Annotated in this window: 20 protein-coding genes; 15 read left to right on the forward strand and 5 right to left on the reverse strand. The window is 63.0% G+C overall.

What is annotated here, in order from left to right; genetic code table 11:
• Nucleotides 1-415: 415 nt before the first annotated feature.
• Nucleotides 416-2062: a helix-turn-helix transcriptional regulator gene (locus tag NE591_RS07140; RefSeq protein ID WP_256156526.1), complete on the reverse strand. Its 1647-nt coding sequence runs from the start codon at nucleotides 2060-2062 to the stop codon at nucleotides 416-418.
• A 158-nt stretch (nucleotides 2063-2220) separates the two neighbouring features.
• On the opposite strand from NE591_RS07140, the gene NE591_RS07145 reads away from it, so the two are divergent.
• Genes NE591_RS07145 through nrfD form a run of 4 tightly spaced genes read left to right on the forward strand, consistent with a single transcriptional unit; the run spans nucleotide 2221 to nucleotide 6587 of the window.
• The gene (locus tag NE591_RS07145; protein WP_173111563.1) at nucleotides 2221-2928 is read left to right on the forward strand and encodes a molecular chaperone TorD family protein; all 708 of its coding nucleotides are present in this window, start codon (nucleotides 2221-2223) and stop codon (nucleotides 2926-2928) included.
• A 57-nt stretch (nucleotides 2929-2985) separates the two neighbouring features.
• Complete coding sequence (locus NE591_RS07150; protein ID WP_256156556.1) at nucleotides 2986-5178, forward strand: molybdopterin-dependent oxidoreductase; 2193 nt, start codon at nucleotides 2986-2988, stop codon at nucleotides 5176-5178.
• A complete protein-coding gene (locus NE591_RS07155) occupies nucleotides 5178-5714 on the forward strand; it encodes a 4Fe-4S dicluster domain-containing protein (protein WP_022738487.1) in 537 nt (178 codons plus the stop codon). The genes NE591_RS07150 and NE591_RS07155 overlap by 1 nt, the downstream gene beginning before the upstream one ends.
• Nucleotides 5715-5720: 6 nt before the next feature.
• The gene (gene nrfD, locus NE591_RS07160) at nucleotides 5721-6587 is read left to right on the forward strand and encodes an NrfD/PsrC family molybdoenzyme membrane anchor subunit (RefSeq protein ID WP_022738490.1); all 867 of its coding nucleotides are present in this window, start codon (nucleotides 5721-5723) and stop codon (nucleotides 6585-6587) included.
• 194 nt (nucleotides 6588-6781) lie between these two features.
• On the opposite strand, the gene NE591_RS07165 is transcribed toward nrfD, so the two are convergent.
• On the reverse strand, nucleotides 6782-8305 hold the full coding sequence (locus NE591_RS07165) for an ATP-binding protein (protein WP_256156527.1): 1524 nt from the start codon (nucleotides 8303-8305) through the stop codon (nucleotides 6782-6784).
• A 73-nt stretch (nucleotides 8306-8378) separates the two neighbouring features.
• The gene (locus tag NE591_RS07170) at nucleotides 8379-9923 is read right to left on the reverse strand and encodes a VWA-like domain-containing protein (protein ID WP_256156528.1); all 1545 of its coding nucleotides are present in this window, start codon (nucleotides 9921-9923) and stop codon (nucleotides 8379-8381) included.
• Between the two features lie 304 nt (nucleotides 9924-10227).
• Between NE591_RS07170 and NE591_RS07175 the strand changes: the two genes are divergently transcribed.
• The 4 genes from NE591_RS07175 (at nucleotide 10228) to NE591_RS07190 (ending at nucleotide 15806) form a co-directional block, all read left to right on the forward strand.
• Complete coding sequence (locus NE591_RS07175; RefSeq protein WP_173111575.1) at nucleotides 10228-12573, forward strand: hypothetical protein; 2346 nt, start codon at nucleotides 10228-10230, stop codon at nucleotides 12571-12573.
• Nucleotides 12574-12595: 22 nt separating this feature from the next.
• On the forward strand, nucleotides 12596-13414 hold the full coding sequence (locus NE591_RS07180; RefSeq protein WP_173111579.1) for a protein-ADP-ribose hydrolase: 819 nt from the start codon (nucleotides 12596-12598) through the stop codon (nucleotides 13412-13414).
• 56 nt (nucleotides 13415-13470) lie between these two features.
• Nucleotides 13471-14037: an N-acetyltransferase gene (locus tag NE591_RS07185; protein WP_173111582.1), complete on the forward strand. Its 567-nt coding sequence runs from the start codon at nucleotides 13471-13473 to the stop codon at nucleotides 14035-14037.
• A gap of 134 nt (nucleotides 14038-14171) precedes the next feature.
• On the forward strand, nucleotides 14172-15806 hold the full coding sequence (locus NE591_RS07190) for an MDR family MFS transporter (RefSeq protein ID WP_173111585.1): 1635 nt from the start codon (nucleotides 14172-14174) through the stop codon (nucleotides 15804-15806).
• Nucleotides 15807-16186: 380 nt separating this feature from the next.
• On the opposite strand, the gene NE591_RS07195 is transcribed toward NE591_RS07190, so the two are convergent.
• Together NE591_RS07195 and NE591_RS07200 are read right to left on the reverse strand one after the other, a co-directional pair.
• A complete protein-coding gene (locus tag NE591_RS07195; protein ID WP_173111588.1) occupies nucleotides 16187-16891 on the reverse strand; it encodes a response regulator transcription factor in 705 nt (234 codons plus the stop codon).
• Nucleotides 16892-16953: 62 nt separating this feature from the next.
• Nucleotides 16954-18735, reverse strand: coding sequence for a DUF3365 domain-containing protein (locus NE591_RS07200; RefSeq protein ID WP_114548209.1), 1782 nt, complete (start codon nucleotides 18733-18735; stop codon nucleotides 16954-16956).
• A 299-nt stretch (nucleotides 18736-19034) separates the two neighbouring features.
• Here NE591_RS07200 and NE591_RS07205 point away from each other — a divergent pair, with 299 nt between their 5' ends.
• From NE591_RS07205 to NE591_RS07235, 7 genes are all read left to right on the forward strand, one after another.
• The gene (locus NE591_RS07205; RefSeq protein ID WP_173111591.1) at nucleotides 19035-21395 is read left to right on the forward strand and encodes a molybdopterin-dependent oxidoreductase; all 2361 of its coding nucleotides are present in this window, start codon (nucleotides 19035-19037) and stop codon (nucleotides 21393-21395) included.
• Between the two features lie 4 nt (nucleotides 21396-21399).
• Nucleotides 21400-21966: a 4Fe-4S dicluster domain-containing protein gene (locus tag NE591_RS07210; RefSeq protein ID WP_256156529.1), complete on the forward strand. Its 567-nt coding sequence runs from the start codon at nucleotides 21400-21402 to the stop codon at nucleotides 21964-21966.
• 99 nt (nucleotides 21967-22065) lie between these two features.
• A complete protein-coding gene (locus NE591_RS07215; protein WP_173111597.1) occupies nucleotides 22066-23268 on the forward strand; it encodes an FtsX-like permease family protein in 1203 nt (400 codons plus the stop codon).
• Nucleotides 23268-23945, forward strand: coding sequence for an ABC transporter ATP-binding protein (locus tag NE591_RS07220; protein WP_114548205.1), 678 nt, complete (start codon nucleotides 23268-23270; stop codon nucleotides 23943-23945). The genes NE591_RS07215 and NE591_RS07220 overlap by 1 nt, the downstream gene beginning before the upstream one ends.
• 197 nt (nucleotides 23946-24142) lie before the next feature.
• Nucleotides 24143-25093: a YncE family protein gene (locus tag NE591_RS07225; RefSeq protein WP_256156530.1), complete on the forward strand. Its 951-nt coding sequence runs from the start codon at nucleotides 24143-24145 to the stop codon at nucleotides 25091-25093.
• Nucleotides 25094-25104: 11 nt separating this feature from the next.
• On the forward strand, nucleotides 25105-25524 hold the full coding sequence (locus NE591_RS07230) for a DUF4418 family protein (protein WP_173111603.1): 420 nt from the start codon (nucleotides 25105-25107) through the stop codon (nucleotides 25522-25524).
• A 108-nt stretch (nucleotides 25525-25632) separates the two neighbouring features.
• Nucleotides 25633-26292, forward strand: coding sequence for a DUF3990 domain-containing protein (locus NE591_RS07235; protein ID WP_256156531.1), 660 nt, complete (start codon nucleotides 25633-25635; stop codon nucleotides 26290-26292).
• Nucleotides 26293-26294: the final 2 nt, after the last annotated feature.

Consider the following 26294-nt stretch of genomic DNA (forward strand, 5'->3'; position numbering starts at 1 on the left):
CTATCACGCCCCAGCACGTCCCAATGACCTCGGCAACCCCCAATCACGACCGGCCCACGCAGATACACCAACGGGAGTAGTCCCCGCGGATTATGGGGAAGCCTCGAATGCACAAAACAGGGTACTTCTCGTAGGATTTTGTGCCGGGAGGGCTTGAACCGTTTAGCGTGAACAGGGAAAACTTTTCGCATTTGCCGCCAATAGCTACGAGAAATGGCTCATTTTGCACATTTCGGATCGATGGTGCTTTTAGACGCTCTTCTTCCAGTGTGATGCGCCCGATGCGGGCGGCCGGGTCATGACCGCGCTCGTAGAGCCGCAGGTTCTGGTTGCGCGTGGTGTCGCGCCAAGGCTTTAGACGGCTTGGTGGTGCGCGTCGACTGGTGCACCAAGCGGCGCGCACCACCGCCGGCTTCTAATACTTCTCAACGAGATCGATGAGTTCCTGCTTGGAATGCAGGCAGGTCTTCTCCAAAATGCGGCGGGTGTGGGTGCGGATGGTGGATTCCGAGACGAAGAGCGCTTCGGCGATGACCTTTGCGGAGCGGCCGCGGGCGAGGTAGGGGAGCACCTCGGCCTCGCGACGGGTGAGGCCGTAGTCGTCGGCGAGGAGCGCGAAGACGACCTCTTCGCTGTTAATAGCTTCGGCCCCATCGATCTCGCCGGTCGCAGAAGTGCTGATGGACTCCACAACGGGAGAGGTGCTGGCAGGGTCGGCAGCTGCTTTGTCGGTTGCCTTGACGGCTGTTGGGGCAGCTAAGACCGACGATGGATCTGAGACGCTCGAATGCGGATTCGCGTTGCCGTCGCCGGTCGCCTCGCCAATCGCCATTCTCCCTTCTGCCTCCTCGTCCGAAACCGAGCGTTTGGCGTTGTGCCAGAGAAACCATAGCAGGATGACGAGCAGGTACACCGCTCCGATGCACACGCCTACTACAGCGCAGCCAGCCACTTCGGGGAGGAGCATGATCAGATACCCGATGCCGATGCCCACGAGCCGTGCGAGAATGGACAGCGCCCTCACCAGGCCCCCTATAACGAAGCCCGATACGGCGTAATCGTAGGCAGCTGTGGCTACCAGGTACCAGATGACCACGTCGAAGACTCCATGTACGGCGCTCATGATTGCGTTCAGCACTACGGGGTGAACATTCCAGAAAAACGGCAGCGCCGCGAACAGCACGATGGCGATGGGGATAAGCAGTTGGTAGACTAGCGACAGGTTTACTCGCCGCTGCAAGGCAACCGTGAAGGCCAAAAGAAGCACTGCAACGACGAAATTCAGCACGAGGGGCAGTTCATGGGCCGTGCTCGCGGAGTTCACGCTGAGCACGGCGGTCTCCCACATAAAGCCGAACAGGCAGGAGAAAACGAGGGCGGCGATGATGAGCGGCACGAGGGTGGTGAGAGCCGCCAGGTAGCGCTGAGACTCGGTTCGGTGGGGCGCGAGGAGAACCGACGGCTGGCTGCTCTCGGTACGGCAGCGCTTCAGGCAGAGAACCGAGGCTATTGGCAGGGGAGCCATGAGCGCAAGGGGCGGAAAGGGAGTGAGGGCCACGAGGGAGTCGACGGCGAGAAAGATGATGGTGGTGAGCAAGAACGACGCCGGGGCATACAGGGCCGTGCGCGAGGGATGCACGCGTCCGAGCACGTCCGCCCAGCTCCCCCATAGGTAGCCGAAGCCGACGCCGCATAGCGTCGAGCCGATCACGAGCGATGCGGAAAGCGCTGGGCCGGCAAACCATATGCCGGCGCCGCCGATAGCCGCGATGCCGACAAGGATGCATCCGCAGAAGGGCCACGGCGAGAGTTTCGCCAGATTTTCCGGCGCCCGCTCTACAAGGGCCGACACGCCTAAGAGCACGGTCATGTTTGCCAAAAACGATACGACGACGATCAACGTATTGTACTGGGGCGTGTCCGCCGCGCCGGTGAGCAGGATGGAGCTGCGGAAGGTGAGCATGCTGCAGGCCCAGAAAAACGCGAGGCCGAGATAGCACAGGTGCAGAAAGCGGTGAAGCGGCTCGATAGCGGCCGATGGTGCATCGCGGACTGCTGTCACGGCCCTGCTCCTCCTTCTCCATTGCCAGTGTGAACTGGGCGTTTCCCTGTCGCGTCCTCTATTATGACTGACTTGCGTCTCGGTAAATCATCAGAAACTGATGATATGGCGCATAGCCGACGATTCTAGCATGGAGCGCCAACGGAAGGAGGTGCGAAATGCAAGAGACAAGAGGCGGGGCTGCGCGTGCGACCGCGCAAACATCGGAGAGAGAGGTCGTGCGCGATGCCGCACGGGTGAACGTCTGCGCCAAGGCAGCCTACCTGAGCACCATTGGGGCTCTGTTCTCGCGATGGGGCGATGACTATGAAGCGGCGTACGAGGCGGCCCGTGCGACAGCGGCCGATTTAGCGATAGCGCCCGCGACGCCGGTGGGCGCCGTGCGCTGCCGACTCGAGAACGAGGTGCTCACCTTGGGCGCTCCCGCGGCGGCGGTGCCCGTCGAATCGCTTTATAAGCCTTGGGCCGATGGACGGGAGCGCCGCAGAGGGGTCTCGGCTGAGTTTGGTGCGGCCCGGCATCTGCTCCTCGGTGACAGCGCCCAGCACATGCGGGCCCTTTATCGCGCTCTCGAACTTGAGGTGCCGATGGAGTTTTGCGCCATGCCCGACCATGTGACGCTCATGACCGAGGTGGTGGCCCTGTGCGTCGATGCGGGAAACCATGAGGCTGCTCTTGCGCTGTTGTCCGAGCATTTCGACTGGCTGGACGCTTACGAGCAAACCCTGCTCGCCCATGCGGCCGCGCTCTCGTCGGCGCCCCCCTCGGCTCGTACCGACGAGCTGGCTCGCGCTCTGGCCCATGGGCGCGAGCTGGCGGTAGCTCTCGCGGCGGCCGTCCGAGACCTATCCGTGTCCCTTCGGTAAAAACCGAGGACTTCCCCAGACAAGGAGAAAGCAGATATGCAAGAGAAGGAGGCTTTAATGCACTGCAATCCCACCAGGCGAACCTTCCTGAAGGGTACCGCCGCCACCGCTGCGCTGGCTGCTGTGGGCACTTGCTCGGTGGCCGCGTGGCGGGCCGAGCAGGCCGAGGCCGCCGCCACGGGCGCGGCCAAGATTCAGGGCGCATCGCTGTGCAACGGCTGCTCCAGCAAGTGCGGCCTGATCGCCACCGCTCTCGACGGGCGGTTGTGGACCGTCGAGGGCATGAAGGAGCACCCCTATTCCAAGGGAACGCTCTGCGGTCGCGGTCACGGCGCGGCTCAGTGGGCCTATTCCGACGGCCGGCTGACTCAGCCTATGAAGCGCGCCGCCGACGGCAGCTTCGTCCCTATCAGCTGGGATGACGCTCTGTCCGAAATTGGCGCGAAGGTGCAGGAGATCATCGCCGAGGCCGGCCCCGAGGCGCTGGCCATCATCCAAGATCCGCGCCCCTCGGGCAAGTACTACAGCAAGCGCTTCATGAACGCGCTCGGCTCACCCAACGTGTACACCCATGCCGCTGCCTGCAATCTGTCGAAAGAGAGCGGTATTCAGGAAGCCACGGGAGCCCAGAACTTCTCGGTGGACTTCCCCAACACCAAAATGGTGGTGTTCATCGGCCGCAGCTATGGCGATGGCATCCGTCCCTCCTCGGTGAAGAGCTTGGCCGGAGCGGCCGAGGGCGGGGCGCGGGTGGTCATCGTGGATCCGCGCCTGAACAACACCGGCGTCTTTGCTACCGACTGGGTGCCTATCAGGCCCGGCGCTGATATCGCGTTCCTGCTCGGCATCGCGAACGTGCTGGTGACGCGCGACCTGTACGATCACGCGTTCGTTGAGCAGTCCGCCGTGGGCTTCCCGGAGTTCGCTGCTCAAGTGACCGAGTACACGCCGGAATGGGCCGAGGGCGTCTGCGATGTGCCGGCCGATACCATCGTGGAAATCGCCGAGTCGCTGGCCGCCGCCGCACCGGCCTGCGCTATCGAGCCTTCCTGGCGGGCAGCGTTCGGCTGCGCCTATCAAAACTCCTTCGAGACGGCTCGCGCGGTGTGCGCCGTGAATGCGCTTCTTGGCTGCTGGGGGCAGAAGGGTGGAGCGCTCATCACCTCTTCGCCCAAGGCGGGCGACGTGGATCCGGTGAAGTTCCCCGAGGTGCCCAAGCCGGCCGCCAAGCGTTTGGGCGACGCCGAGTACCCGTTGGCGCTCTCGGGCACCGGCACCAACCTGGCTGTGCTGAACGGCTGCGCCGATGGCGCCATCCAGGGCGTGTTCTTCTACAACTCCAACGCTGTGCAGGGGTACGCCCAGCCGGCGAAGTGGCGCGAGGCGCTTTCCCAGGCGAAGCTCGTGGTGACTATCGACGTGCAAATGAGCGAGACTGCTTTGGCGTCGGACTACGTGCTGCCCGAGTGCACGGTGCTGGAGCGCCTGGAGCTGCCCGAGTTCATCGGCGGCAAGAAGCACTATGTGGCACTGCGCACCCCCGTCATCGAGCGCATCCATCCCGAGACGCGCCCCTGCGACGAGATCTTCGCCGGGCTGGCCGAGGCGTGCGGCGTGGGCGAGTACTTCGACTTCACCGTGGAGGAGCTGGCCGAGGCGCAGCTGGCCAGCGTGGGCACCTCGATCGAGGAGGTGCGCGAGGCCGGTATCGTGGAATTGGCTGACCCCGGCTTCGCGTTCGGCACGCCGACGTTCAAGACTCCGACGGAAAAGTTCCAGTTCGCCTCGGCGAAGGTGGCGGAAGCGGGCTTGAACCCGGTTATCGGTTACGTGCCGCGTCTGGTGGAGCCGGCCGAGGGCGAGTTCTCCCTCATCGGCGGCAAGCAGGGTATCCACTCCCACACCATGACGCTGAACCTGGAGGCGCTGAATGCCATCTCCCGGGAATATCAGCTCGAGCGGCTCTGGATGGCTGCCTCCGATGCCGCGGATCTGGGCATTGTCGACGGCGATACGGTGGAGCTTTCCTCCAGCGAGTGCTCAGGCCAGGTAGCTGTGAAGGTGACCGAGCGCTTGAAGCCCGGTGTGCTGTTTCTGCCCACCCATTACGGCGGCACATCGCCCTATCTCACTCGGGCCCAGGGCTTTGGCCTCAACATGATGGATTTCGTTCCGCTGCATTTGGAACCCGGCGTAGGCTCCACCATGAGCCAGGAGGTAGCGGTGAAGGTTAGGAAGGTGGAAGGCTGATGGCCCGTTACGGAATGCTCATCAACACGAAGAAGTGCGTTGGCTGCTACGCCTGCCGCGTGGCCTGTCAGATGGTGAACGGGCTCGAGTCCGATGAGGCGTTCATCAAATTCGACGAGATGGAGCAGGGGGTCTACCCCAACGTGTATGCGGAAGTGGTGCCAGTGCAGTGCATGCACTGCGAGGACGCTCCCTGCGAGGCGGTGTGTCCCACCCATGCCACCTATACGACCGACTCGGGCGTGGTGCTGGTAGACGAGGAACGGTGCATCGGCTGCAAGTACTGCATGGCCGCCTGCCCCTACGGCGCCCGCATCCAGATTAAGAAGACCGGCGTTATCGAGAAATGCCGCTTCTGCTGGTACGAGGGCGAGCCGGGCAACCCGCCGCGTTGCGTGGGCACCTGCATCTCCGGCGCTCGCCTGTTTGGCGACCTGGACGATCCGCAGAGCGAGATCTGCCAGGAAATCGCTCGCACCAATGCCCAGCCGCTGGCGGGCGACCTGACCACCGCGAAAATCTACTACGTGAGGTGATGATCAATGGTTTGGGGATCTATGATCGCTTGGTACCTGTTTTTGGCGGGCGCATCGGCCGGCGCCTTCCTCACTTCAGCCTTTGTGGAGGCGAAGTATCCCGACAGCGTGAAGATGCGCGTCGCGGGCCGCATTATCTCGCCCATCTTTCTGGGCATCGGTCTGCTCATGCTCATGTTGGACGCCGAGGCCGGGCTGCACAACCCGCTGCGGTTCTTCTATCTTATTATGAACCCGGGCTCGGTGATGACGCTGGGCGTGTACTTCATCTGCGTGTTCATGCCGGTGTCCATTGCCGCGGCGCTGCTTGAGGTGCTGCGTCGCCCGGTGCCGAAGTGGCTCACCTGGACAGGTATCGTATCCGCGTTCTGCGTGGCGGCCTACACCGGCTTTCTGCTGGGGGTCGTGAGCGCCTACCCGCTGTGGAACAACGCCATTTTGCCGGTGCTGTTCGTGGTGTCGGCTCTGTCGGCGGGTCTGGCGGCTACGAGCTTGGTGGGCCTTATCACCGATCGTGAGCGCTTCGAGCAGATGTGGCTCATCAAGAAGAGCCACGTGATTCTGTCGGCTATCGAGATGGTGGTGCTTGCAACCATGCTCATCATCGTGAGCTCGGGCAGTCCCGAGGGCGCCGCATCGGTTGCCTCGCTCGTGTCGGGCCAGTACGCGCCAATGTTCTGGGGCGGTCTGGTGCTGCTTGGCCTGGTGGCGCCGTTTGCCATCGAGGGCTACCCGGTGTTTGTCACGCGAAAGGTGGAGACCTCCACCACCTCTATGGTAGTGAGCGTCATCGGCGAGGGCGGTGTCCTTGTGGGTGGTTTCATGCTGCGTCTGCTGGTCATTCTGGCGGCTCTACCGGTGCTGTACCTGTAGCGAGATGGCGGCGCTGCCGGTGCTGTGCTCGTAGCGCGATGGCGGCGCTCGCCGGGTGATCGGGCGCCCCGGGGCTTTCTCCCATAGGCGACGCGTCGCCTGCGGCAAGGCCGTGGTCCTTCCGGGATCGCGGCCTTGCTCTTGCTGTGGCTTGGGTCCTTTGCCGGGGCAAGGCGCTGCGGTCGCGCTGGGGGCTACTCCTCTTCCAGTGTGATGCGGTCGATGCGGGCGGCCAGGTCGTGACCGCGCTCGTAGAACTGGAGACTCTGGTTGTGGGCGAAGTAGCGGTCGCACCCGTGGTCGTTGATGAAGGCCATGCCGGCGCGGCTCACGGACAAGTCGGTCACCAGCATGAGCATCTCCTGGCCCTCGCCGAAGGCCTCTTCCACGAACTTGAACACGTTGTCCAAGGCGTCTGCCGCCGTATCGATGGCCGCATCCAGCTCGTCGAGTCGCTCGTTGAAGCGCTCGCGCAGCAGGTTGAACGTGGCGCCCTCGGGCGTATCGGCTCCCGTGCGCAGCACCTCGTCAAGAAGACTGATGGTTCGCTCGAAGGAGCGGTAGCGCTCGTCGGAAAGCAGGCTCGCGGCCCGCTCGGTGTCGCGGGTGCGTGCCAGCTCGGTGGTCGTGGCGCGGATGAGCGCGCTCGCATCGGCGTCTTCGGCCACGCCTTCGGCGGCCAGGCGTTCCTTCAAATCGGCCAACACGCTATGACCGAACGCGGCTGCTTTCTCTTCCATAACCGCCTCGCGCAAGCAGCTCACCGTGGCGTCCACGATAAGCCCCATGACGGCCACGCGCTCGTCGAAGGGCGCCGCCGCGGCCCGCTCGGCCAGGCCGGCATCGGCGCTGCCGTTTAAGATACGATCGATCTGATAGTCGCTGCGGTACTTCGTGAACAGGTCGTAATACATGGCGAACCGCTTTGCGATCTCGCCGTTTTGCACATACTGCTCCACGAGCAGCTCATCAACGGTGAGCCCCTGGGCCTCGTAGAGCTTGATCATTGCCGACAGATCGTCCCAGCCGCGGGCCGTCACGAACGACGCGCCGTCGGGGGTGGCTTCCACGGCGTAGAAGTGGGAGCGCTCGATGTCCAGGTAGGTGATGACCGCCGGATGCACCTCGGCCGACACAGCGAACTCGCGCCACACGTCGTAGTCGGGCTCAACCTCGATGCGCTTCAGGCGATCCCACGTGGCGATGTCGAAGTCGTGAGCCGTGCGGTTGTACTCGGGCGGGTTGCCGGCCGTCACGACGATCCAGCCGTCGGGCACGGCATGGCGGCCGAAGATCTTGTATTGCAGAAATTGCAGCATGGCCGGCGTGAGCGTCTCCGATACGCAGTTGATCTCGTCGAGGAACAGAATGCCCTCGCGGCGCCCCGTGGCCTCCATCGCCTCATAGACCGAGGCGATGATCTCGCTCATGGTGTATTCGGACACCTGGTATTCCACGCCGTCATAGGTTTTCGTCGCGATGAACGGCAGGCCCAGCGCGCTTTGGCGGGTATGGTGGGTCATGGAGTAGGACACGAATCCCACTTCCAGTTCTTGGGCGATCTGCTCCATGATGGCCGTCTTGCCGATGCCCGGCGCGCCCAGCAGGAACACCGGACGCTGGCGCTCGGGCGGCAGAAGATAGTTGCCGAACTCGTCTTTGGTGAAATAGGCCACCATAGCGTTTTTGATCTGCTGTTTCGCTTCGCGGATGTTCATAGGGGCTCCTTTGCGGGTGCGCGGGTCGGGGAACGGAAGGGTGCGGCTCGGAAAATAGCGGGGGAGAGGGCCGTCATAGCGGCTCCTCTTCTAGCACGAAGGTTTCATCCAGGATAACTTTCATGGCCCAGGGGGGCACGGGCGCCGAGGCTGCGGCATCGTCGGAATCGAGGAACACAAAGGCGGTTTCGTAGGCGGGGCGGCGCGCGGGATAGGTGCCCTGGCCGTCGGTGAAGTAGATGAGTCCGCCCAGGTCGTTCAGCTCGCCGGACGCGAGCGCCTCGTCCACGTAAGCGAACACGGGACGGAAATCGGTGCCCCCCAGGCCCTTGATCGTGGGATTATCCAGATAGTCTTCCAAATCGCGTAGGCAGGTGATGCGAGCCACGTCGGTGATGGCGGCGTCGCACTGCACAATGAGGACGTTCATGCGGGAGAAGAAGCTCGTCTCGTCAGCCAGGATAGAATAGGTGCGCTCGATGAACTTGCGCACCAGGCCGTCTTTCGTGGAGGCCGAGGTGTCGATGGCGATGACGAAGTCGCGGATGCGCTTCTCCTCGGCAAATTCCACTGGTTCCACGAGGGGCAGGTTGCCGTACAGCTCGAGCCCGTAGGTGTAGAACACGTAATCGAACTCGTCGTCGTTCACGCGGATCTGCTCGCCCATGCGGGCGAACTTGCGCAGAAAGGCCCGGTAGTCGTGCTTCTCGCGGGTCACCTTGCGCAGGTTCATGGCAAGGTTCGAACCTTCGATGCCCCACAGCTTCGCGTAGGCATCCAGCTGGATGCCCATTTCCAGGGCGGCGTTTTCCCACTGCTCGCGGGAGCGGTCGAGCTGGACGGTGTCGGCGAAGCGCTCGCCAATGGCGCGGGCGGCGTTCTCGGGCGCGTCCTTTTGGGTGATGTCGGCGGCGTCCATCGCTCGGTGCGCCTTGTGGGAATAGGGAACGTCGGCGGCCTCATCGGGGATGTCCATGTCGGTGCCGGAAGTATCGGCCTTGGCGGCGGGAGCGCTCGTGCGGCCCTCGCCTTCGGTTGCCTCGCCCGTCTTGCCCGACGCTTCTTCTCCTTCGGCAATGATGATGGCATGCCAGGGGCGATGGTCGTCCACGTGGAAGCGAGCGCCGAGGCGGGCGAGCTCGTCGTCGGTTGCGCCGGCGGCGCGTCGATCGCGCAGGGCAGCGTAGACGCGCTCGGCAGTCATGAGGCCGGCCTCTTCGGCCATGCGCTCCAGCTCGGGACGCGAGGCTGCCGCTTGGGCCGTGCGCGTGGCGGGAAGGTCGAGCTGGTCGATCACCGATTCCACCACCATGTCGCAGGCGATGTCCCATAGAAGTGGATCGATGCCAGCTCCGGGGTAAAGGTGCAGAAACACGTTGTGAAGCACCGTGTGCAGGTAGGCGCGAGAAGCTTCGGCTGGGTCGGCGGCGTAAGTGCGCGCCCAGGTGACGGGATCGAACCGCAGATGCGCGCCATCGGTGGCGAGCGTAGCGTCGGGGATGGGCAGGGGCGCGAGTCGGGCAAAGGCTGCGTTCATGAAGCGCAGGTTTACCAAAAGCCCGTTGCGCACCAGGTCGAGAGCATCGAGGGCCAGCGCCTCCACCTCGTTTTTGCGCACGGCCCCTCCTTTCGCGGTTCGAGTGACAAACATTTCGACATTTTTGGTCACAAAGTCGAGTTCTGGGTTTTTCTCCTGCCGGAAAGACTCACTCACTTATTGATATTCGATATATTTGGATAAGATCCAATACTGTTGTGGGTTTCGCTGTCCGTAATTCCCTCTCAAGGAAACCCAGAACTCGATTTTGTGACCAAAAATGGCGATTCTTTTGTCATTGTGCCTCTTTGCGCTGTAGTGTAGCATGGGGATTACGCGGGGTAAACAGCCCTTGGGCATCGAAATTGGGAAGGTGCACAAAACTATGGACGCCACTGCTCTGGTCTTTCGCGACGCAACTTCTTCTCTTGACGATCTCATTGCGCGGGTGCAAGAAAATCCGATTCATTTAACTCTGGCCGACGTGACGATTGAGGAGCCGGGGCACCCCATCGAGGGGGAGAACTGGCGCCCTCAGCTGGCTCCCTACAAGCCCTGGGTGCACGATGCGGCCCTCGATGAAACCGAGGAGCTTGATGGCACCGATGGCGACCTGCTCATCGTAGGTGCGCTCGGCATGGGTATAACTGATGAGGAGCGCATGGGCATTATCGGCAGTGCTGTGCGCGGGGAAGAGGGGGAGGGGCCAACAGCAAGCGCAGTCGGACAGGCCATCGGAGAGGCGGCTGCTGGCACTGGCGCAGCAGCGGCGGCAGCGCCAGCGCGCAAGCTGTCGCCCCACGAGCTGTGGACCTTGGGGCAAACGCCGCGCTGGCAGCCGAAAGAGGAAGCGAAGGATCCGTCTTGCGAAAATGCGCGCGAAACCCAAAAGCGTGAAACATCGCAAAACCGTGAAACACTTCTAACAGCTCGTGAAACATTGCTATCCGACCGTGAAACATCACAAAGTGAAGAGACGTACTTTGCCACCAACGTTCCCATAACGGTGCGACGCGATGGCGAGGGCTACGCGGTTTCCGCCGTGCACCTGGGAAAGCTTGCCGAGCACGGTCTTCGGGCCGACGGCTTGATCGTTGTGGTGCCGTCGTTTATCGACGATGTGCCCGTAGTGCGCATCGCCTCAGAGGCTTTTTCCCGACGCTTTACGAGTGGCGCCCGGGTTCGCTTGCTAGTGGTGCCTGACACCGTGGAAGTGGTGGGCTCCCAGGCGTTCAATGCCGTAAGTGCCGAAGTGGTGTACCTGGGCGCGGGCGTGCGCACGTACGACCCATCCCCGCTGGACATGGCTCTGCCCAACCCTCGGCTCGAGGCGCGTCGCTACCTGGTGAGCCCTGTCAACAAATGCTATGCGATAAAGGAGGATTGTCTGCTCGAGCGTCTGGGCGGTGGGCACAGCGAGAGGTTGGGCGCTGGCGATGCGCGCCTTTTCTCGAGCGAGACGATGGCCCCCTTCCGCCTCATCTTCGCCTCGGCACCTTATGCCGAGCATTTTGTGGTCCCTGATGGCGTGCGCGTCATGAGCGCCGCCGCCTTCGCGAAAGGATGCCCGCCGCCGCGCGTCATCGATGTGCCCGACTCGCTGGAGCGCGTGGACGGCTCGATGAACCCCGAGACGCTTTGGCGGGCCAGCGATCCAGCGGCGCTTGCACGCATTGTCGCGCGCTGCGGAGGTCGTGTCACTGATTTTCAGGCCGTGGAAAAAAACCAGTGCTGGTACGGGTTTGCAGAAGGAAATGACCCCGCAGAAAAGGATGGCTTCGCGCGGGAGGACGGTGTTGCGAAGGAGCCCAGCGTCGCTGCGGAAAACGGTTCGCGTGAGGCTCATCTGGTGGCGGGTCCTCCGGCCCCCGATTCCCCCTCGCGCCAGTTCTCGTCGGCGGCCCATGCCCGCATGAGAGGCGCGACGGCGGTGTCGGCTCGCGAGGCCGCGGCGAACGCAGCGAGCGCCATGGTGGCGCCGGTTTCTGCCACCGATCGCCTGGCTTTGCCGCGCGAGGTGGAAGGCGCACCGCTGACGCTCATTGCCGAGCGCGCGCTCATCACGGCGCCAGCGACGTTGGTCATCCCCGATACGGTGCGTGAGGTGCGCGATGACAACGCCTGCAAGGGCACGCGTAAGCTCATGCTTCCCGAAGGCTTACGCACCATCGGTGCCCACTGCTTCTGCTCGCGCACGCTGGTCGGCCCCGTGCTCATCCCCGCGAGCGTCACCAGCATCGGCGAGGGCAGCTTCGAATACGCCATCGTGCGCTTGGCTGCGGCCGATGCGGTGGTGCATATCACGTCCGACCAGCTCATAAGTTGCTTTTTGGAAGACGTCGAGGATGGCATCCCCTTCGACTTCGCCCGCTACGATGACCAATTGCTGGTGGGGCGCGGCTTGCCTGATCATCTGGGAGCCCTGCTCCACCGCGTGGCGGCGCCTTTCCGCTTGGCGCCCGAGATGCGCGATCGCATTGTGGAAGCGCTGCGTGAGCGTGCGGCGGAGGCCGTGCAGTATGTGGCGCGTGAGGGGGACATCGCCATGGTGCGCGCTCTGGCCGATGCCGGGTTCTTGAACGATGTCGAGCTGTTCGATCGCCAGATCGAGCGCCTGCGCGCCAGCAACCGCACCGACTGTGTGCTGTTCCTCATGAACTGGCAGCACGACCGCGCTGAGGCCGCACGCGCCACCGCCCCCAAGCGCGCCCGCGACCGCTTCGCGCTATAGGTGCTGTGAGGGAGGCGAATCTATGGATCGCAAACTGTTGCAATATTTGGTGGAATACCTCGTCGAAGAGGGCAAGGCGCATGGGTGCGCTCTGCCGCCCGCGGCGGCCGATGCGGCTCAGGGCGGCCTGGCAAGCGCTTCGGCCGAGGCGCTGTGGCTTGCGTTCCGATCACTTGTAAACGTGCGGCCTCCGTGGCCCGCGCCCGGCGAGTTCCTCGCGGCCCAGGACGAACTGCTGCAGGGGCTCATCGCTGAGGCGGGTGTGGCGACCTTGGCCGACACGACCCCGTCGCCAACCGACCCGCGCCTACGCTTGTGGCGCGGCGACATCACCACTTTGGCCGCAGACGCCATCGTGAACGCCGCCAACTCCGGCATGACCGGCTGCTGGGCGCCGCTGCACTACTGCATCGATAACGTTATCCACACTTTCGCCGGTGTGCAATTGCGTGCGGCTTGTGCGAACCTCATGGCAGCGCAGGGGCACTCGGAGCCAACGGCCCAGGCCAAGGTGACCGACGGCTACAACCTGCCCGCGCGCTACGTTATCCACACGGTGGGGCCCATCGCCAACGGACGTCCCACCGATACGCACCGCCGTCAGCTGGCCGAGTGCTATCGCGCGTGCCTGGACGCGACGGCCAAGGCGGGGCTTTCCAGCATCGCTTTCTGCTGCATCTCCACGGGCGTGTTCGGGTTCCCGCAGGAAGAGGCGGCCTCCATCGCCGTCGCTACGGTGCGCCGCTGGCTTAACGAGCATCCCGATGTGCCCATGACCGTGGTGTTCAACGTCTTCTCCGAAACCGACGAGTCGCTGTACTGCCCGTTGCTCGGACTGTAGGTGGCATCGCAGCGCTATACTGTCTTCACTCGAATCCGATGAAGAAGGGAGCGGCGATGTTGGAAGCGCGCGTGGCGCGGCCCGATGAGTTCGATGCGGTGCTTGCGTTCTACACGACGATGATCGACGAGATGCAGGGCACCGATTTCGACGTGCAGTGGCAGCATGGCGTGCATCCCTCGCCGGCGTTCTTGCGTGAGTCGTTGGAGGCGGCCCAGCTGATCGTGGGGCTGCTGCCCGCAGAAGAGGTTGAAGTGGTCTCCGAAGGCGGTGAGTCCGAGCCCATCATTGCCTCGGCCATGGTGGTGAATCATGAAGGCGCCCCCGGTTACAACGCCGTTCCCTGGGCCGTGGATGCTGCGCCCGAACAGGTAGGCGTCCTGCATGTGGTGGCCACGTTGCCGGCCTTCCACGGCCGGGGCTTCGGTCGCCAGCTCGTGAATGGTGCCGCTGACATCGCCCGAGCCCAGGGCCTGGTGGCTCTACGCCTCGACACCTTCCCCCACAACGTACGCGGCCGCGGCCTCTACGAGTCGTGCGGTTTCGAGGACAAGGGCGAGTGGACCGTGCACTACCCGGCCCTCGGCGACATCCAGGTGGCCATGTACGAGCTGGCGTTGTAGCGTTCGCAAACGCATTCTCGCGCAAGTCTTCAACGGCGCCGTGACAGTTCGGCGCAGGCGGGGTTGTTGCGCGGCGCTTGCGGCGGCCGTCTTTCTAAAATAGGGAGAATCCCCTGATTGGAAAGAGGCGACCTATGGCGGTGAGCGCAGCAGATACGACTTCGAAGACGGAGGCGGCTTCGGCCGCTGCAGCTGCGTCGCCCGCAATAGCTCCTACCTCATCGGCGCCCGCAAAACCCGCAGGCGCTTCCACGCCCCATACCGATCACGCCCTGCACGGCCGGGCGCTGGCGCTCGTGTTCTTCGGGCTTCTGCTCGCCATGTTCATCAGCTCGCTCTCCGAGACCATCGCCTCCACGGCGCTGCCCACCATCGTGGGCGACTTGAACGGCGTGGAGATCATGCAGTGGGTCTCCACCGCCTACATCCTTTCATCGACGCTGGTCATGCCCATCTACGGCAAGCTGGGCGACCTTATCGGCCGCAAGCGTCTCCTCATGGCGGCGCTCACGCTGTACGCCGCGGGCAAGGTGGTGTGCGGCCTGGCCATGAACATGGAGATGCTCATCAGCGGCCGCCTCGTCTCTGGCCTTGGGGGCGGCGGCCTCATCATCTTATCCCAGGCGACGCTCTCCGACGTGGTGCCGCCGCGCAAGCTCGGCACCTACATGGGCGTCATCGGCGCCGTGTTCGCCGTGTCGAATGTGCTGGGCCCGCTTATGGGCGGCTGGTTCGTCCAGGTGACGGGCTGGCGCTGGATCTTCTGGTTCACGGTGCCCGTGGCCCTGCTTGCCGTGGTGGTACTCGGACTCACGTTGCCCCGCGACGCCCGTGCCCTCGGAAAGCACCCTCTCGATTGGCCCGGCATGATGGCCATGACCGTGGCCGTGACCTCGCTCGTGCTGGCCATGGCCTGGGGCGGCACGCTTATTCCCTGGGGCAGTCTGCCGTTTATGGGCCTTGTCGCTCTGGCTGTGGCTGCCGCTGTGGTCTTCGTGCTGTTGGAGCGCCGCGCCGCCGAGCCCATCATCCCCATGGGGCTCTTCCGCAACCGCAACTTCGTGCTGTGCTCGGTAACGGGGCTTCTCCTGAACATCAGCTTCATGGGAGCGCTCAACTACCTGCCCACCTACTTCCAAATCCTGGACGATCTGTCGCCGGAGGTGGCCGGTCTCGTGTGCACGGCTACCAGCGTGGGCATCCTTATCACTTCCACAGCCACCGGCTGGGTGGCGTCGAAGACGGGGCGCTACAAGGGGATGCTCGTGGCCATGTGCGTCGTGAGCACGGTGGGCCTATTCTTGCTGTCGCGCATGCGGGTGCACGAGGCGCTGTGGGTGCCAGTGCTGTATCTGTTCGTACTCGGCTTCGGCATGGGGCTCGGCATGCAGCTGCTCGTGCTCGTGGTGCAAAACGAATTTCCCCACGCCATGGTGGGCACCGCCACGGCGGCGAACAACTTCTTCCGGCAGATCGGCGCTTCGGTGGGCACGGCGCTCGTGGGCGCGCTGTTCACCATGCGCCTTACGGCCGACGTGGCCGGCAAGCTCACCCATGTGGACAATCTGTCGCTCGCCACACTGACGCCGCAAATCGTGGATGCGCTGCCCGGGTCAGCCCAGTCGGTCATTGCTGTCGGTTACTCCGACGCCCTGCTGCCGCTGTTCCTCTGGTTCGTGCCGCTCATGCTTGCGTGCCTCGTGATGATGCTTCTTCTGAAGCGCCACCCCCTCGCCACCACCATCAACCACGGCGGCGCGGGAAAGTAGGACGCTTGTGGCCAAAAACGACTCGCGAACTGCATGCGAAAGTGTCTCTAGAGCATTTTTTGGTCAAAAAATCTGCGCTGGCTGCGTCAGCGGCTTGCGGTTTCGAAAGTGCGGTTTCTCTTGATCATAGTTTTACCTGGTCAGAACATTATTGAAAAGGACGCGCGAATGCGTAGATGGTGAAAGTCGGGGAAAGAGGGCTGAAAACCGCAGTTAGCGCGTCTTTTTTGGCCATCTGGCGAATGCGGCTGAAAGGCGCTGGGGTGCAATCGGCTTGGGCACAGAAAGAAGCCCCGAAATGGCACTTTTAAATCAGAAATATCATTTCGGGGTCAAAGGTGCGCGAGCGAGAATGTTTGCCTGCAGGTTCGCTCGCTAGCTTACCCGCAGGCCTCGGGATCGAGGCGGTAGCCGATGCCCCAGACGGTTTCTATGATGCGGGGCTCGGTGGGGTCGTCCTCTATCTTGGCCCGCAGCTTCTTGATGAACACGGTGATGGAACTGGTCTCGCCGACGAATTCCGGTCCCCAGGCTGCCTCCACCAGCTGTTCGCGGGAAAGCACCGTGCCGGGGCTTGCAGCCAGCGTCGCCAGGATCTTGAACTCCTTCGGGGTCAGCGACACGTGTTCGCCGGCCAAGGTGGCGCGGTGCTGGGCCATATCTAAGGAAAGACATCCCACGGTGATGGTGCCGGAGGAAGGCACAGCGCTGCTCGGGCGCATGGCGGCGCGGCGCAGATGCGCCTCGATGTGCATCATCAGCTCGCGGGGGTCGAAGGGCTTCACCATGTAGTCGTCGCCACCGGCCGCGAATCCGACGCCCTTGTCCACGATGTCGCCTTTGGCCGACAGGAAGATGACCGGCACGGTGACGCCTCGGGTCCGCAGCTCGCGGCAGGCGGTGAATCCATCCATCTTCGGCATCATGACGTCCATGATGATGAGGTCGGGCGCATCGCGAGCGACGGCGTCCAGCGCATCGGCGCCGTTGTCGGCGTAAGCGAATTGCCACTCGGCGCCTTCCACCATGTCGCGCACCACCCGGGCAATGCGCGGTTCATCGTCCACGAGCAGAATCTTCGCCATCGTCGTCCTCCTTCGCGGTTGTCAGCGGCTCGGCCTTCGGCGCTGCGGGCCGCCCTGCGGTTTTACGATTCCTCGTCCTCTTCCTCAATGACGGGCGCATAGGGAATGCGCACGGTGAACGTGCTGCCCTCCTTCACCCGGCTTTCCACGGCCACGGTGCCGCCATGCAGCTCGGTGAGGTCGCGCACTACGGCAAGCCCTAGCCCCGTGCCCCGGTAGCGGCGGTTGGCCGACTGCCCGGCCTGCTTGTACAGCTCGAAGATCTGGTCCAGCTCCTCGGGTGCGATGCCCATGCCGTCGTCGGCAACGCGCATGACGATCCAGCCGGCAGGGGCCGCGTCTTCGTCATCCGGGACGTGCGTGCCGGGATGGTTGCCGTGGCCGTGGTTCGCCTCTTCGCCGCTTTCGAACCCAATCGTCAGGCGCACGAACCCGCCTCGATGGGTGTACTTGATAGCATTGTTCACCAGGTTCTCCAAAATGCGGCGCAGCTTCTCCCAATCGGCCATGCTCAAGGGCACGTCCGGCGCCACCGAGCAGGAGAGTCTCACATCCTTGCCTTCCGCGATAGGGACCAGCGCCTTGCGCACGAACTGGGCCAAATCGACGAAATCCACGGGTTCGGGCAAAAGCTCGTCCTTTTTAGCAGCGTGCTTGGAAATGACGAGGATGTTGTTCACCATGTTCAGCAAAAGGGTGGCATTCGATTCGATTTCGCCCACGGCCTCGCGGGTCTTGGGCGCTAGGCTGTCGTCCGCGTTCAGGATGCGCGCGTAGGCCAAAATGCTGGTGAGCGGCGTGCGCAGCTCGTGGCTGACGATGGCGAAGAACTCGTTCTTGTAGGCCACCTCATCACCCAGCCGATCGAGTGCTACCTTCAGCTCGCGCTTCTGGTAGTTCAGCATGTCGTTGAGCACCATGAGGTCGTCGGTCTTGGAACGCACCTGGCCCTCCAGATCGGCATAAAGCGCCTCAAGGTCGCGGGCCATGCGGTCGAACTCGCCGGTGAGCTCCGCCAGCTCGTCGCGGGGCCGCTCGCCGGGGTCGGGCACCGTGAGGGTGTAGTTGAAGTCGCCCTTGCCCACGGCGCCCGCCGCGCTTCGCAGCTCGTCGATGGGCCGCAGCACCAGCCGGCTTGTCACGAAGTACAGCCCGATGAAGGCCGCTACCATCATGAACAACACCATGATCGCCTGCTGCATCATGCTGTCCTGGATGCCGGCGGCGTAAATGTCCATGGGCTCGGTGATGGACATGGCGCCGCCCACCTGTCCCACCTGCATGCCTTCCTTGGGGTAGCCGTACTGATCCAGCTCGCCGACGGGGTCGCCGTGACATTCCAGGCACGATTCGGTCACGTACAAAGGCTCGGTATAGCGAAACACCCGCGTGCCGTCGCCGGCGTCTACCACGCGCCAGAACGCCTTGCGTTCCGGGTCGGCGTTGAAGGCGGCCAGAGCCTCCTGCTCGAACTCGTCCGGCGCGTTGGCGGCCTGACGAGGGGTGTCGTTGGTGAAGCGGATGGAGTAGTCGGTCTCCGTGGTAAACAGCATGGAGATAGACTTCGCCGCCACCACGCACACGAGGTGCTTCGTACGGAAGGTGCCGTCCTCGGCACGGTTGATGACGTCCTGATTCATATCGACGAAATCCCATGCTGCGCGCATCTCGGAGGCAAGTACCTCGGCCTTCTCGCGAGCCTCGTTCTCGGCTTGGGCGTTCTGCAGCGACAGGTTCCACAGGATGTCGACGGCCATGAGCGCAACCATAATGACGCCGATGGAAACGGCGATCTTGAAACGTATGCCATAGCGGAACGGGCGCCCCGGGTGATCGGTCGACATGGTGTCCCCTCCTCGTCAATCTTCATATTATGCCCGATGGAGCTGCATGCAGGAGACTTCGGTGGGGAAGGTAATTCTTTTTTAATATTTGCCCCGAAGTCTTAATGAAAAGTTCCGCTGGCCGCCATTGAAGTGACGTTGAGTCAACGGCAGAATAATAGCAAGCGAGTGCGAGGGTTTCGGCCGAGGAGGGCCGCCCGATGCGACAGCAAGGCGGTAGGAGATCCGCCGAGAGCGGGGGTTCAAACGTCTTTTCGCCGCAGCTCGCGAGAAAATCCCATCTGAGGGAGGAGAGTTCTATGACGAAGAACAGCGAACGCGCCATTGACGCCAAGCTCACCCGTCGCGCCTTCGTGGGCGCTGCCGCGGCTACGGCTGCTGTGGGCCTGGCCGGATGCGCCCCTGCGGCCACCGACGAGGCGCCGGCCAAGGACGAGGACCTGCCCGTCACGGGGGAGGATCCCTATGCAAATGCGGAGATCTTCTACTCTACGTGCCCGCCGGAGTGCCAGCATCACAACCTCAAGGGCTATGTGGTGGACGGCAAGCTTGTGAAGGTGGAGTCTTCCGAGTTGAACGACTGCGCCGCCTGCGCTCGCGGCATCGCTCGTGGCTTTATGTGCAACGATCCCAATCGACTGACGGTGCCGCTTTTGCGCGACGGCGATAAGGGTTCGGGTAAGTTCAAGGAGATCACTTGGGATGAGGCCTTCGACCTTATCCAGCAGAAGCTCGATGAGGCCATTGCCACCGATGGCAACCAGTCGATTTGCTACGCAACTGGCTCGGGCAACTTCGGGGCCATGCACGGCCCGGTGGCGAATGCCTTCTTTGCGCATCTCGGCGGCGCCACTACGACGGTAGGCAAGCTTTGCTGTGCCGGCGTGTACGAGTCTGTTGTGTACATTTACGGCAAGCGCTTTCTGGACTGCCGTAACCAGATTGAGAACAGCACCTATTGCATTATTTGGGGCAACAATCCCGCCATCACCAAGCAGGGCTACTTCCAGCGTTTCGAGAAAGTGGTGGAAAACGGTGGCAAGCTCGTGGTGATCGATCCTATCTATACCGAGTCGGCCGCTAAGGCTACCGACTGGATCGCTCCCTGGCCCGGCACCGATGCAGCCTTGGGGCTTGCGATGCTGAAGACCATCGTGGACGAGAAGCTCTATGATGAGGAGTTCCTGCTGGCTCACACCTGCGCCCCGTGTCTGGTGGACAAGGCCACGGGAGAGCCAGTGATGGAAGATCCTGAGGATCCGGCCTCCTTTGTGGTGCTCGATACCGCCACGGGCAATGTGGTGCGCCATGATGCCGCAAACATCACGGCTGCCCTCACTTTGGAGGGAACGCCCCAGGCCGAGCAGTACAACACTGAGTTCGAGCTCATCTATGCCAACGCCGCTCCCTGGACAGTTGAGGCTGCCGAGGCCGAGTGCGGAGTGCCTGCGGCCGACATCCAGCGTATCGCTCGCGAGTACGCGACCGCCGAGCATGCCATGATCGTTCACAACATGGGCGGATTCATGCGTACCGAGAATGGTACCTACGCCGTGGCCGTTGGTGCCTACTTGGCAGCGTTCTGCGGACAGATCGGCCATGAGGGTGAGGGCTATTCGGATGCGGGTGGTGTGTGCGAAGTGAAGACCGGTGCGCCGATCGAGGTTCCCAACTTACTCGAGAAGATGCCCACCATCCCGTGCTTTAAGTTTGGTGAGTCCATTCTGAACGAAGACCCCTGCAAGGTGAACGTGTTCTGGTCCATGACCGGCAGCCCCATGACCCAGTGGCCCAATACCAACATGGTGCGCAAGGCTCTAGAAAAGATCCCCTTCGTCATTACCGTCGATGAGTACCTGACCTCTACCGCCCTCTACTCCGATTTGGTTCTGCCCTGCGCAGGCATCTTCGAGGTGGACGGCGTGCTGGCCCAGAACCGCTCCCATTGGATTCAGCTGATGGAGAAGGCGGTGGATGCGCCCGGCGAGGCCAAGAGCGATTTGGAGATATTCACTGAGCTCGCTCGCCGTTACGACTTCGGCGATGCCTTCGATGTGCCCATGGAGACGCTCATCAGCAACGTCATTGAGCCGGCGGGCATCACCTATGAGGAGCTGAAGGAGAAAAAGGCCATCGACGTGGTGGGTCCCGACTACATTCCCTATAAAGACGGCAAATTCCTTACACCTTCCGAAAAAGCCGAGTTCTGGGTACGCTCCTGGAAGGAGGAGGGCTTCGACCCCATTGCCTCCTACGCGCGTGCTGAAGAGGACGCTCGCAACGACAATGAACTGGCTCGCAAGTATCCGCTCTTCAGCGTTCAGCAGAAGACTTATCGCAGTGTGCATTCCACCTTCAACAATCTCGAATGGATGGACGAGGTATGCGATCAAAAGCCCGTGGTTCTTATGAATGTCGCTGATGCCGAGACACGAGGTATCCAGGATGGCGATGCGGTGGTTGTGTTCAACGATCGTGGCGAGCATCACGGCGTTGCTCTCGTCAACGACCTTATCAAGCCTGGGGTAGTAGGGCTGCAGAACGGCTGGTGGGAGCAGCAGGGCGGCTCGTCCAGTTATGTGACCAACGATAAGTGGAGGACTCTCGGTGGTACCCACTGCTGCAATCAGACTCTCGTTGACGTGAAGAAGGAGGCGTAAGACCATGGCTATCGGATTTTGGATGAACAATAAGAACTGCTACGGCTGCAAGACCTGCTCCATCGCCTGCAAGAGCGAGAAGCAGTTGGATAAGGGTGTGCTGCTGCGGCATGTGACGGCAATTCGTCAGGATGATCCGCGAGCTTTTGCTTACCTCTCTATGGCCTGTAACCATTGCGAAGAGCCTGCCTGTATGGCGAACTGCCCGGTAGGGGCCTACAGCAAGCTGGAAGACGGTACGGTGATTCAAGATCACTCCGTGTGCATCGGCTGCAAGACCTGCATCTCGGCCTGCCCCTACGGTGCGCCCAGCTACGACGAGGCGTCGAGCACCACGTTCAAGTGCGACGGCTGCTATGATCGGCGCCAGCGCGGTGAGCTGCCTGCGTGCGTGGCCGCCTGCCCCGGTGCAAATCTGGCCCTCGATGACATGGAGTCTCTGCAGGGCGCGCACGCGGCCGACATCGTGTCCGACGAGAGCTCCGGTACCAAGCCCAACTTCGTCATCACGGTGGATGCGGCCTTGGCCGAAGAGCCTGACGACATCGTGGTCGAGAACCATACGGCGTAATTTTCCTGAGGGCGCCCTTGTCCGCGAGGGCGCAAGAACGGCACGAAGCGCTCCCTCCCCTCCGCTTCGTGCCGCCCCCTTTTGGAAGGAGGACGAGCAATGTTTTCCCTAGCTTGGAAGAACATCATCCGGCGCTTGGGCGGATCCCTCATGACCGCCCTCATTGCCTTCATCGCCGTTTTTGTCCTGGCCACCTCGCTGGCTGTTGTGGCATCGCTCGAAAATGGACTGAGGCTCTCGCGGGAGCGACTCGGGGCCGACATCATGGTCCTTCCCGCAGGGGCCTCGGGCAACGCCTCGGAAGTGCTCTTTTGCGCCGAGCCGGTCAACGTGTACTTGCCGGCCGACGTCGAGCGAACCGTTGCCGAAACCGCCGGCGTGGAACAGGCAACGCCCCAATTCTTCACGCAAACGGTCAACCAGAGCTGCTGCTCGGTGATCGGGGTGACGCGCGTGGTGGGTATTGACATGGAGACAGATTTCATCGTGGGCCCCTGGCTGGTCGGCGGGGCCCTTGAAGGGGGAGCGCTGCCGCCGGACGGCATTATCTTGGGGGCCGCAGCGCCACCCATCGAAGGCGGCCAAGCATCCATTCTCGGATCGGTGTTTCACTGTGTGGGCACCCTTGAGCCAACGGGATCGAGCGTCGACGAGACCATCTTCATGGATGTGAATGCTGCGCGAACCATTGCGGCCGAAAGTCCGTATCTTGAGAGCGTCTGGCTTAACGTCGATCCCTTCGATGCTATCTCGTGCGTTATGGTGAAGGTGAAAGAGGGAGCGCAGCCCTCGGCTGTGGCAGCTGCCATTATCGAACAGGTGCCGGGCGCTGCAGCGGTATGCACCTCCGATCTTATTGCCAGCGTAACATCCCAACTGGTCGTGTTGGAATCAATGACCCTTGCGTTTCTGGCGGCCATTGTGCTTTTGGCGGCTCTGGCGTTGGCGGGGCGGTTCTCGTCGCTCGTGTCGAGTCGTATGGGCGAGCTCGGCCTGCTGAGGACGATGGGAGTTGGCCGCCTTAAGGTTGCTTTGAGCTTCGTGGTCGAGGTGGGGGTTGTCACGATGGCCGCGGCTGCGGCAGCGACGGCCTGCGCGTGCTTGGCGTCGTCGGCCATTATCGGGCAGCTCCATACCTCGTTTGATTTGCCGGGAGCCCTGTTGGCTCCCTCTGCTTACGGGTGGGTTGTCTGCGCGGCCCTCCTGTTCGCGGTGCTCCTCAGCTTGGTGGCGCTCGTTCAGCCCATGATCGCCCTGATGCGCCAGGATCCCCAGGAAACGCTTGCCAAAGGAGGGTTGTGATGGAACCGTTGTTAGAGCTTTCCGACGTCGTAAAGGAATTCTCATCCCGTCCCCCGGTGCGCCCCCTCGATGGCCTGAGCATGGTTGTGCCGCCCTCGACGATGATTGCGGTTACGGGCGTCTCTGGCAAAGGGAAATCGACGCTGCTCAACGTGATGGGCGGTCTGTTGCGCCCCGAAGCTGGCAGTGTACGGTATCGGAAGATCGACTTGACGCAGGCGACGGCCGCTCAGATCGACGACATTCATCGGCGGGGCATCGGCTTCGTTTTTCAAACGCCCTATTTGTTCCAGGCGCTGACGGCCTATGAGAATTTGGAGCTGGCATTGCGGGCCTCTGGCGAGAAGGTGGTGCGAGACCGCATTTTCGAGATGCTGGAGAAGCTGGGCCTCAGCGAGCGGGCCGAGCATCTTCCCTCGGCGCTATCCGCTGGTCAGAAGCGCCGACTGGTGCTCGGCCGTGCGCTTCTCTCCCATCACGATGTGCTGCTGGCGGACGAGCCGACGAATGACCTGGATGCGGAATGGTCGGAGCGCGTCTTCGAGTTGCTGCGCGGCTTCTGTGCCACCGAGGGGCGGTCGGTGGTTCTGGTGACCCATGACCGCTCCTATGCTGCCCAGGCCGACAAGGTATACCTTTTGGAAGGCGGAAAGCTTCGGGAGGAGGTGACGCTGTGATCACGCGCAGGAGCTTTGTGATGTTAGCGGGTATTGGGGCCATGGGGCTGCTGGGCACACCAGGGTGTGCCGCTCTGACTGAGGAGTCGCCAAGAGATGTAGCCGAAGAGGGAGGGCCGCGTGAGAGTTCGTCGCCGACTCCCCAAAAGGAGCCGATCAATGCCGGCGAGCCATTTTCGGGGGAGATTGCTCCCGGGATGCTGTGCGTTGCGGAGTACGCGACGAACGCTCTTGCAGTTGTCGACGCGAGGGCGGGAGAAGTAGTTGGGCGCATTCCCGTCGGCCGCAATCCGGCTTCGGTTCTAGTTATGCAGGGTATCGTTTTCGTGGGATGCAGCGGTACTGGCGAGGTGACGGCGGTCCCGGTAGCAAATCCGGCCGCTGCGGCCCCCATTCCCGTGGGACATCAGATTCTCGGGCTGTGTCGCGACGAGGCCCGGGGGCTTATCTATGCTGGCGACTACTTTGCCAACGGCGTCCATGCAATCGATGCGGCGCTGCAATCGCTTGTGAGTACGATGGATCTGAGCTCCTCGGGGTTCAGCGGCCGTACCGACCCGCCGCCTTGCTGCACCATTGAGCCGGGGGCCGGCCGCCGCACGGTGGCGTTGGCCCTGGCGCCTGAGGGGGACGTGCTGTACGCGGCCAACTACGGCACCTACGACGTGGCTCGCATCGATCTTGCGACGGGCGAGGAGCTCGATGCCTTCGACGGCGTGGTGGGTCCGCGGCAGATTCTTGTGTCGGCCGATGGCGGCCAGCTCATTTTGGCCGGCGTGGGCGGTGAGGGCGAGCAGCAGGTGAGCGCGCTGTACGTGCTCGACCGCGCCACGGGCAAGCGGGTGCTCGAGGTGCCCGTGGGGCTCTCCGTGGCCGGAGTGGCGCTTGCCGCCGATGGGCGGCGGGCGTGGGCTATCGCCCGGGACGACGGCGAGCTCGTGGCCTTCGACGCGGCCGATTGGACGGAGACGGGGCGGCTCTCACTGGGCGTGGGCATCGACACGCTGGTGCTCTCGCCCGACGGGGAGACGCTCTTTGTGGGAAACAGCATTGGTGGTCAGGTGCATGCCGTTGACGCGGAGACGCTGGCGCTGCGCACGACCGTGGAAGGATTGGCGGCGCCTAAGGGCCTCGCCGTCATTGTCTGAAAGGGAGCAGAATGAAGAACGTGAAGCTGATCGTGCCGATCATCTCGCTGGTGTGCGCCGCCGTGGTGTGTGGGGCGGTGCTTCTGTGGGCACCCGTCTGCGCGGGAACCCTCGAGCTAGCCAATGGGAACATGGTGCCCATGCGGTGCGCCTACACGGCCAAGGTCGCCGTGCTGCTGGCGCTGGTGCTGGCCGCGGTGGCGGTGGCGGCGCTCGTGACGAAGCGCCCCATGACTGTGGCGCTGGTGCTGTTGTCGTGCGCCATCGTGCTCATGACTTTCGACACGCCGCTGTCCGTCGGCGTGTGCAAGAGCGCCGACATGGCCTGCCAGGCCACGGCCCTCTGGCTGCGCATCGCCGGAGGCGTGTCAGCGGTAGCCGCCCTGGCCGGCGCCCTCCTCAACCCCGACCGCAAGCGCGTAGCGGAGTAGGGCGTCCCTCGCGCTCGGGCCGCAAGCCTGCCCAGGTGCGCTAGGTTGACGACAACCCTCTTCTTCGATATCCTTCTCTATCACTTTGGTGATAGAGAAGGAGTTGTTATGAGCGAGTCCATGCGCCTTTACCATGGGTCGCCTATCCGGGTGCCAAGGCCGTTGTTCGGGGTGGGCAACCCCTATAACGACTACGGCCTGGGCTTCTACTGCACCGAGTCGCTTGAGCTGGCCTGTGAATGGGCGTGCCCGAAGGCGAGGGACGGGTTCGCGAACGCCTACGACCTCGCTCTCGACGGCCTCGATGTCGTCGATTTGGATGCCGAGCCTAACGGCACCATCGAATGGCTCGCCGTGCTCTTTGCCAACCGACAGTTCGACGTGGCAACAAATCTCATGGAGGCCGCCAAGTCCTACGTGGCGGCTCGTTATCCGGCAGAGCTGGGCAAGGCGGATGTGATCATCGGCTACCGGGCCGACGACTCCTACTTCTCGTTCGCCCGGGCCTTTCTGGAAAACCGCATCAGCCTTGGGCAGCTTGAACGGGCCATGAAGCTCGGCGGCCTGGGCCGCCAGGTGGTCGCGGTGAGCGAGGCCGCTTTCGGGGCCCTCACGTTTGCGGGGGCAGAAGTGGCCCTAGCGTCTCGGTGGCACGAGAGGCGCATGCGGCGGGACGAGAGGGCCCGGCGCGATTTCGATCGCATCCTGCACGAAGAGCCCTTCGACCCCGCTGGCGTGTACATGCTCGACCTGATGAGGGAGGGCTGAGA

The sequence above is a fragment of the Adlercreutzia sp. DFI.6.23 genome, from assembly GCF_024462535.1.
Classification (GTDB): domain Bacteria; phylum Actinomycetota; class Coriobacteriia; order Coriobacteriales; family Eggerthellaceae; genus Adlercreutzia; species Adlercreutzia rubneri.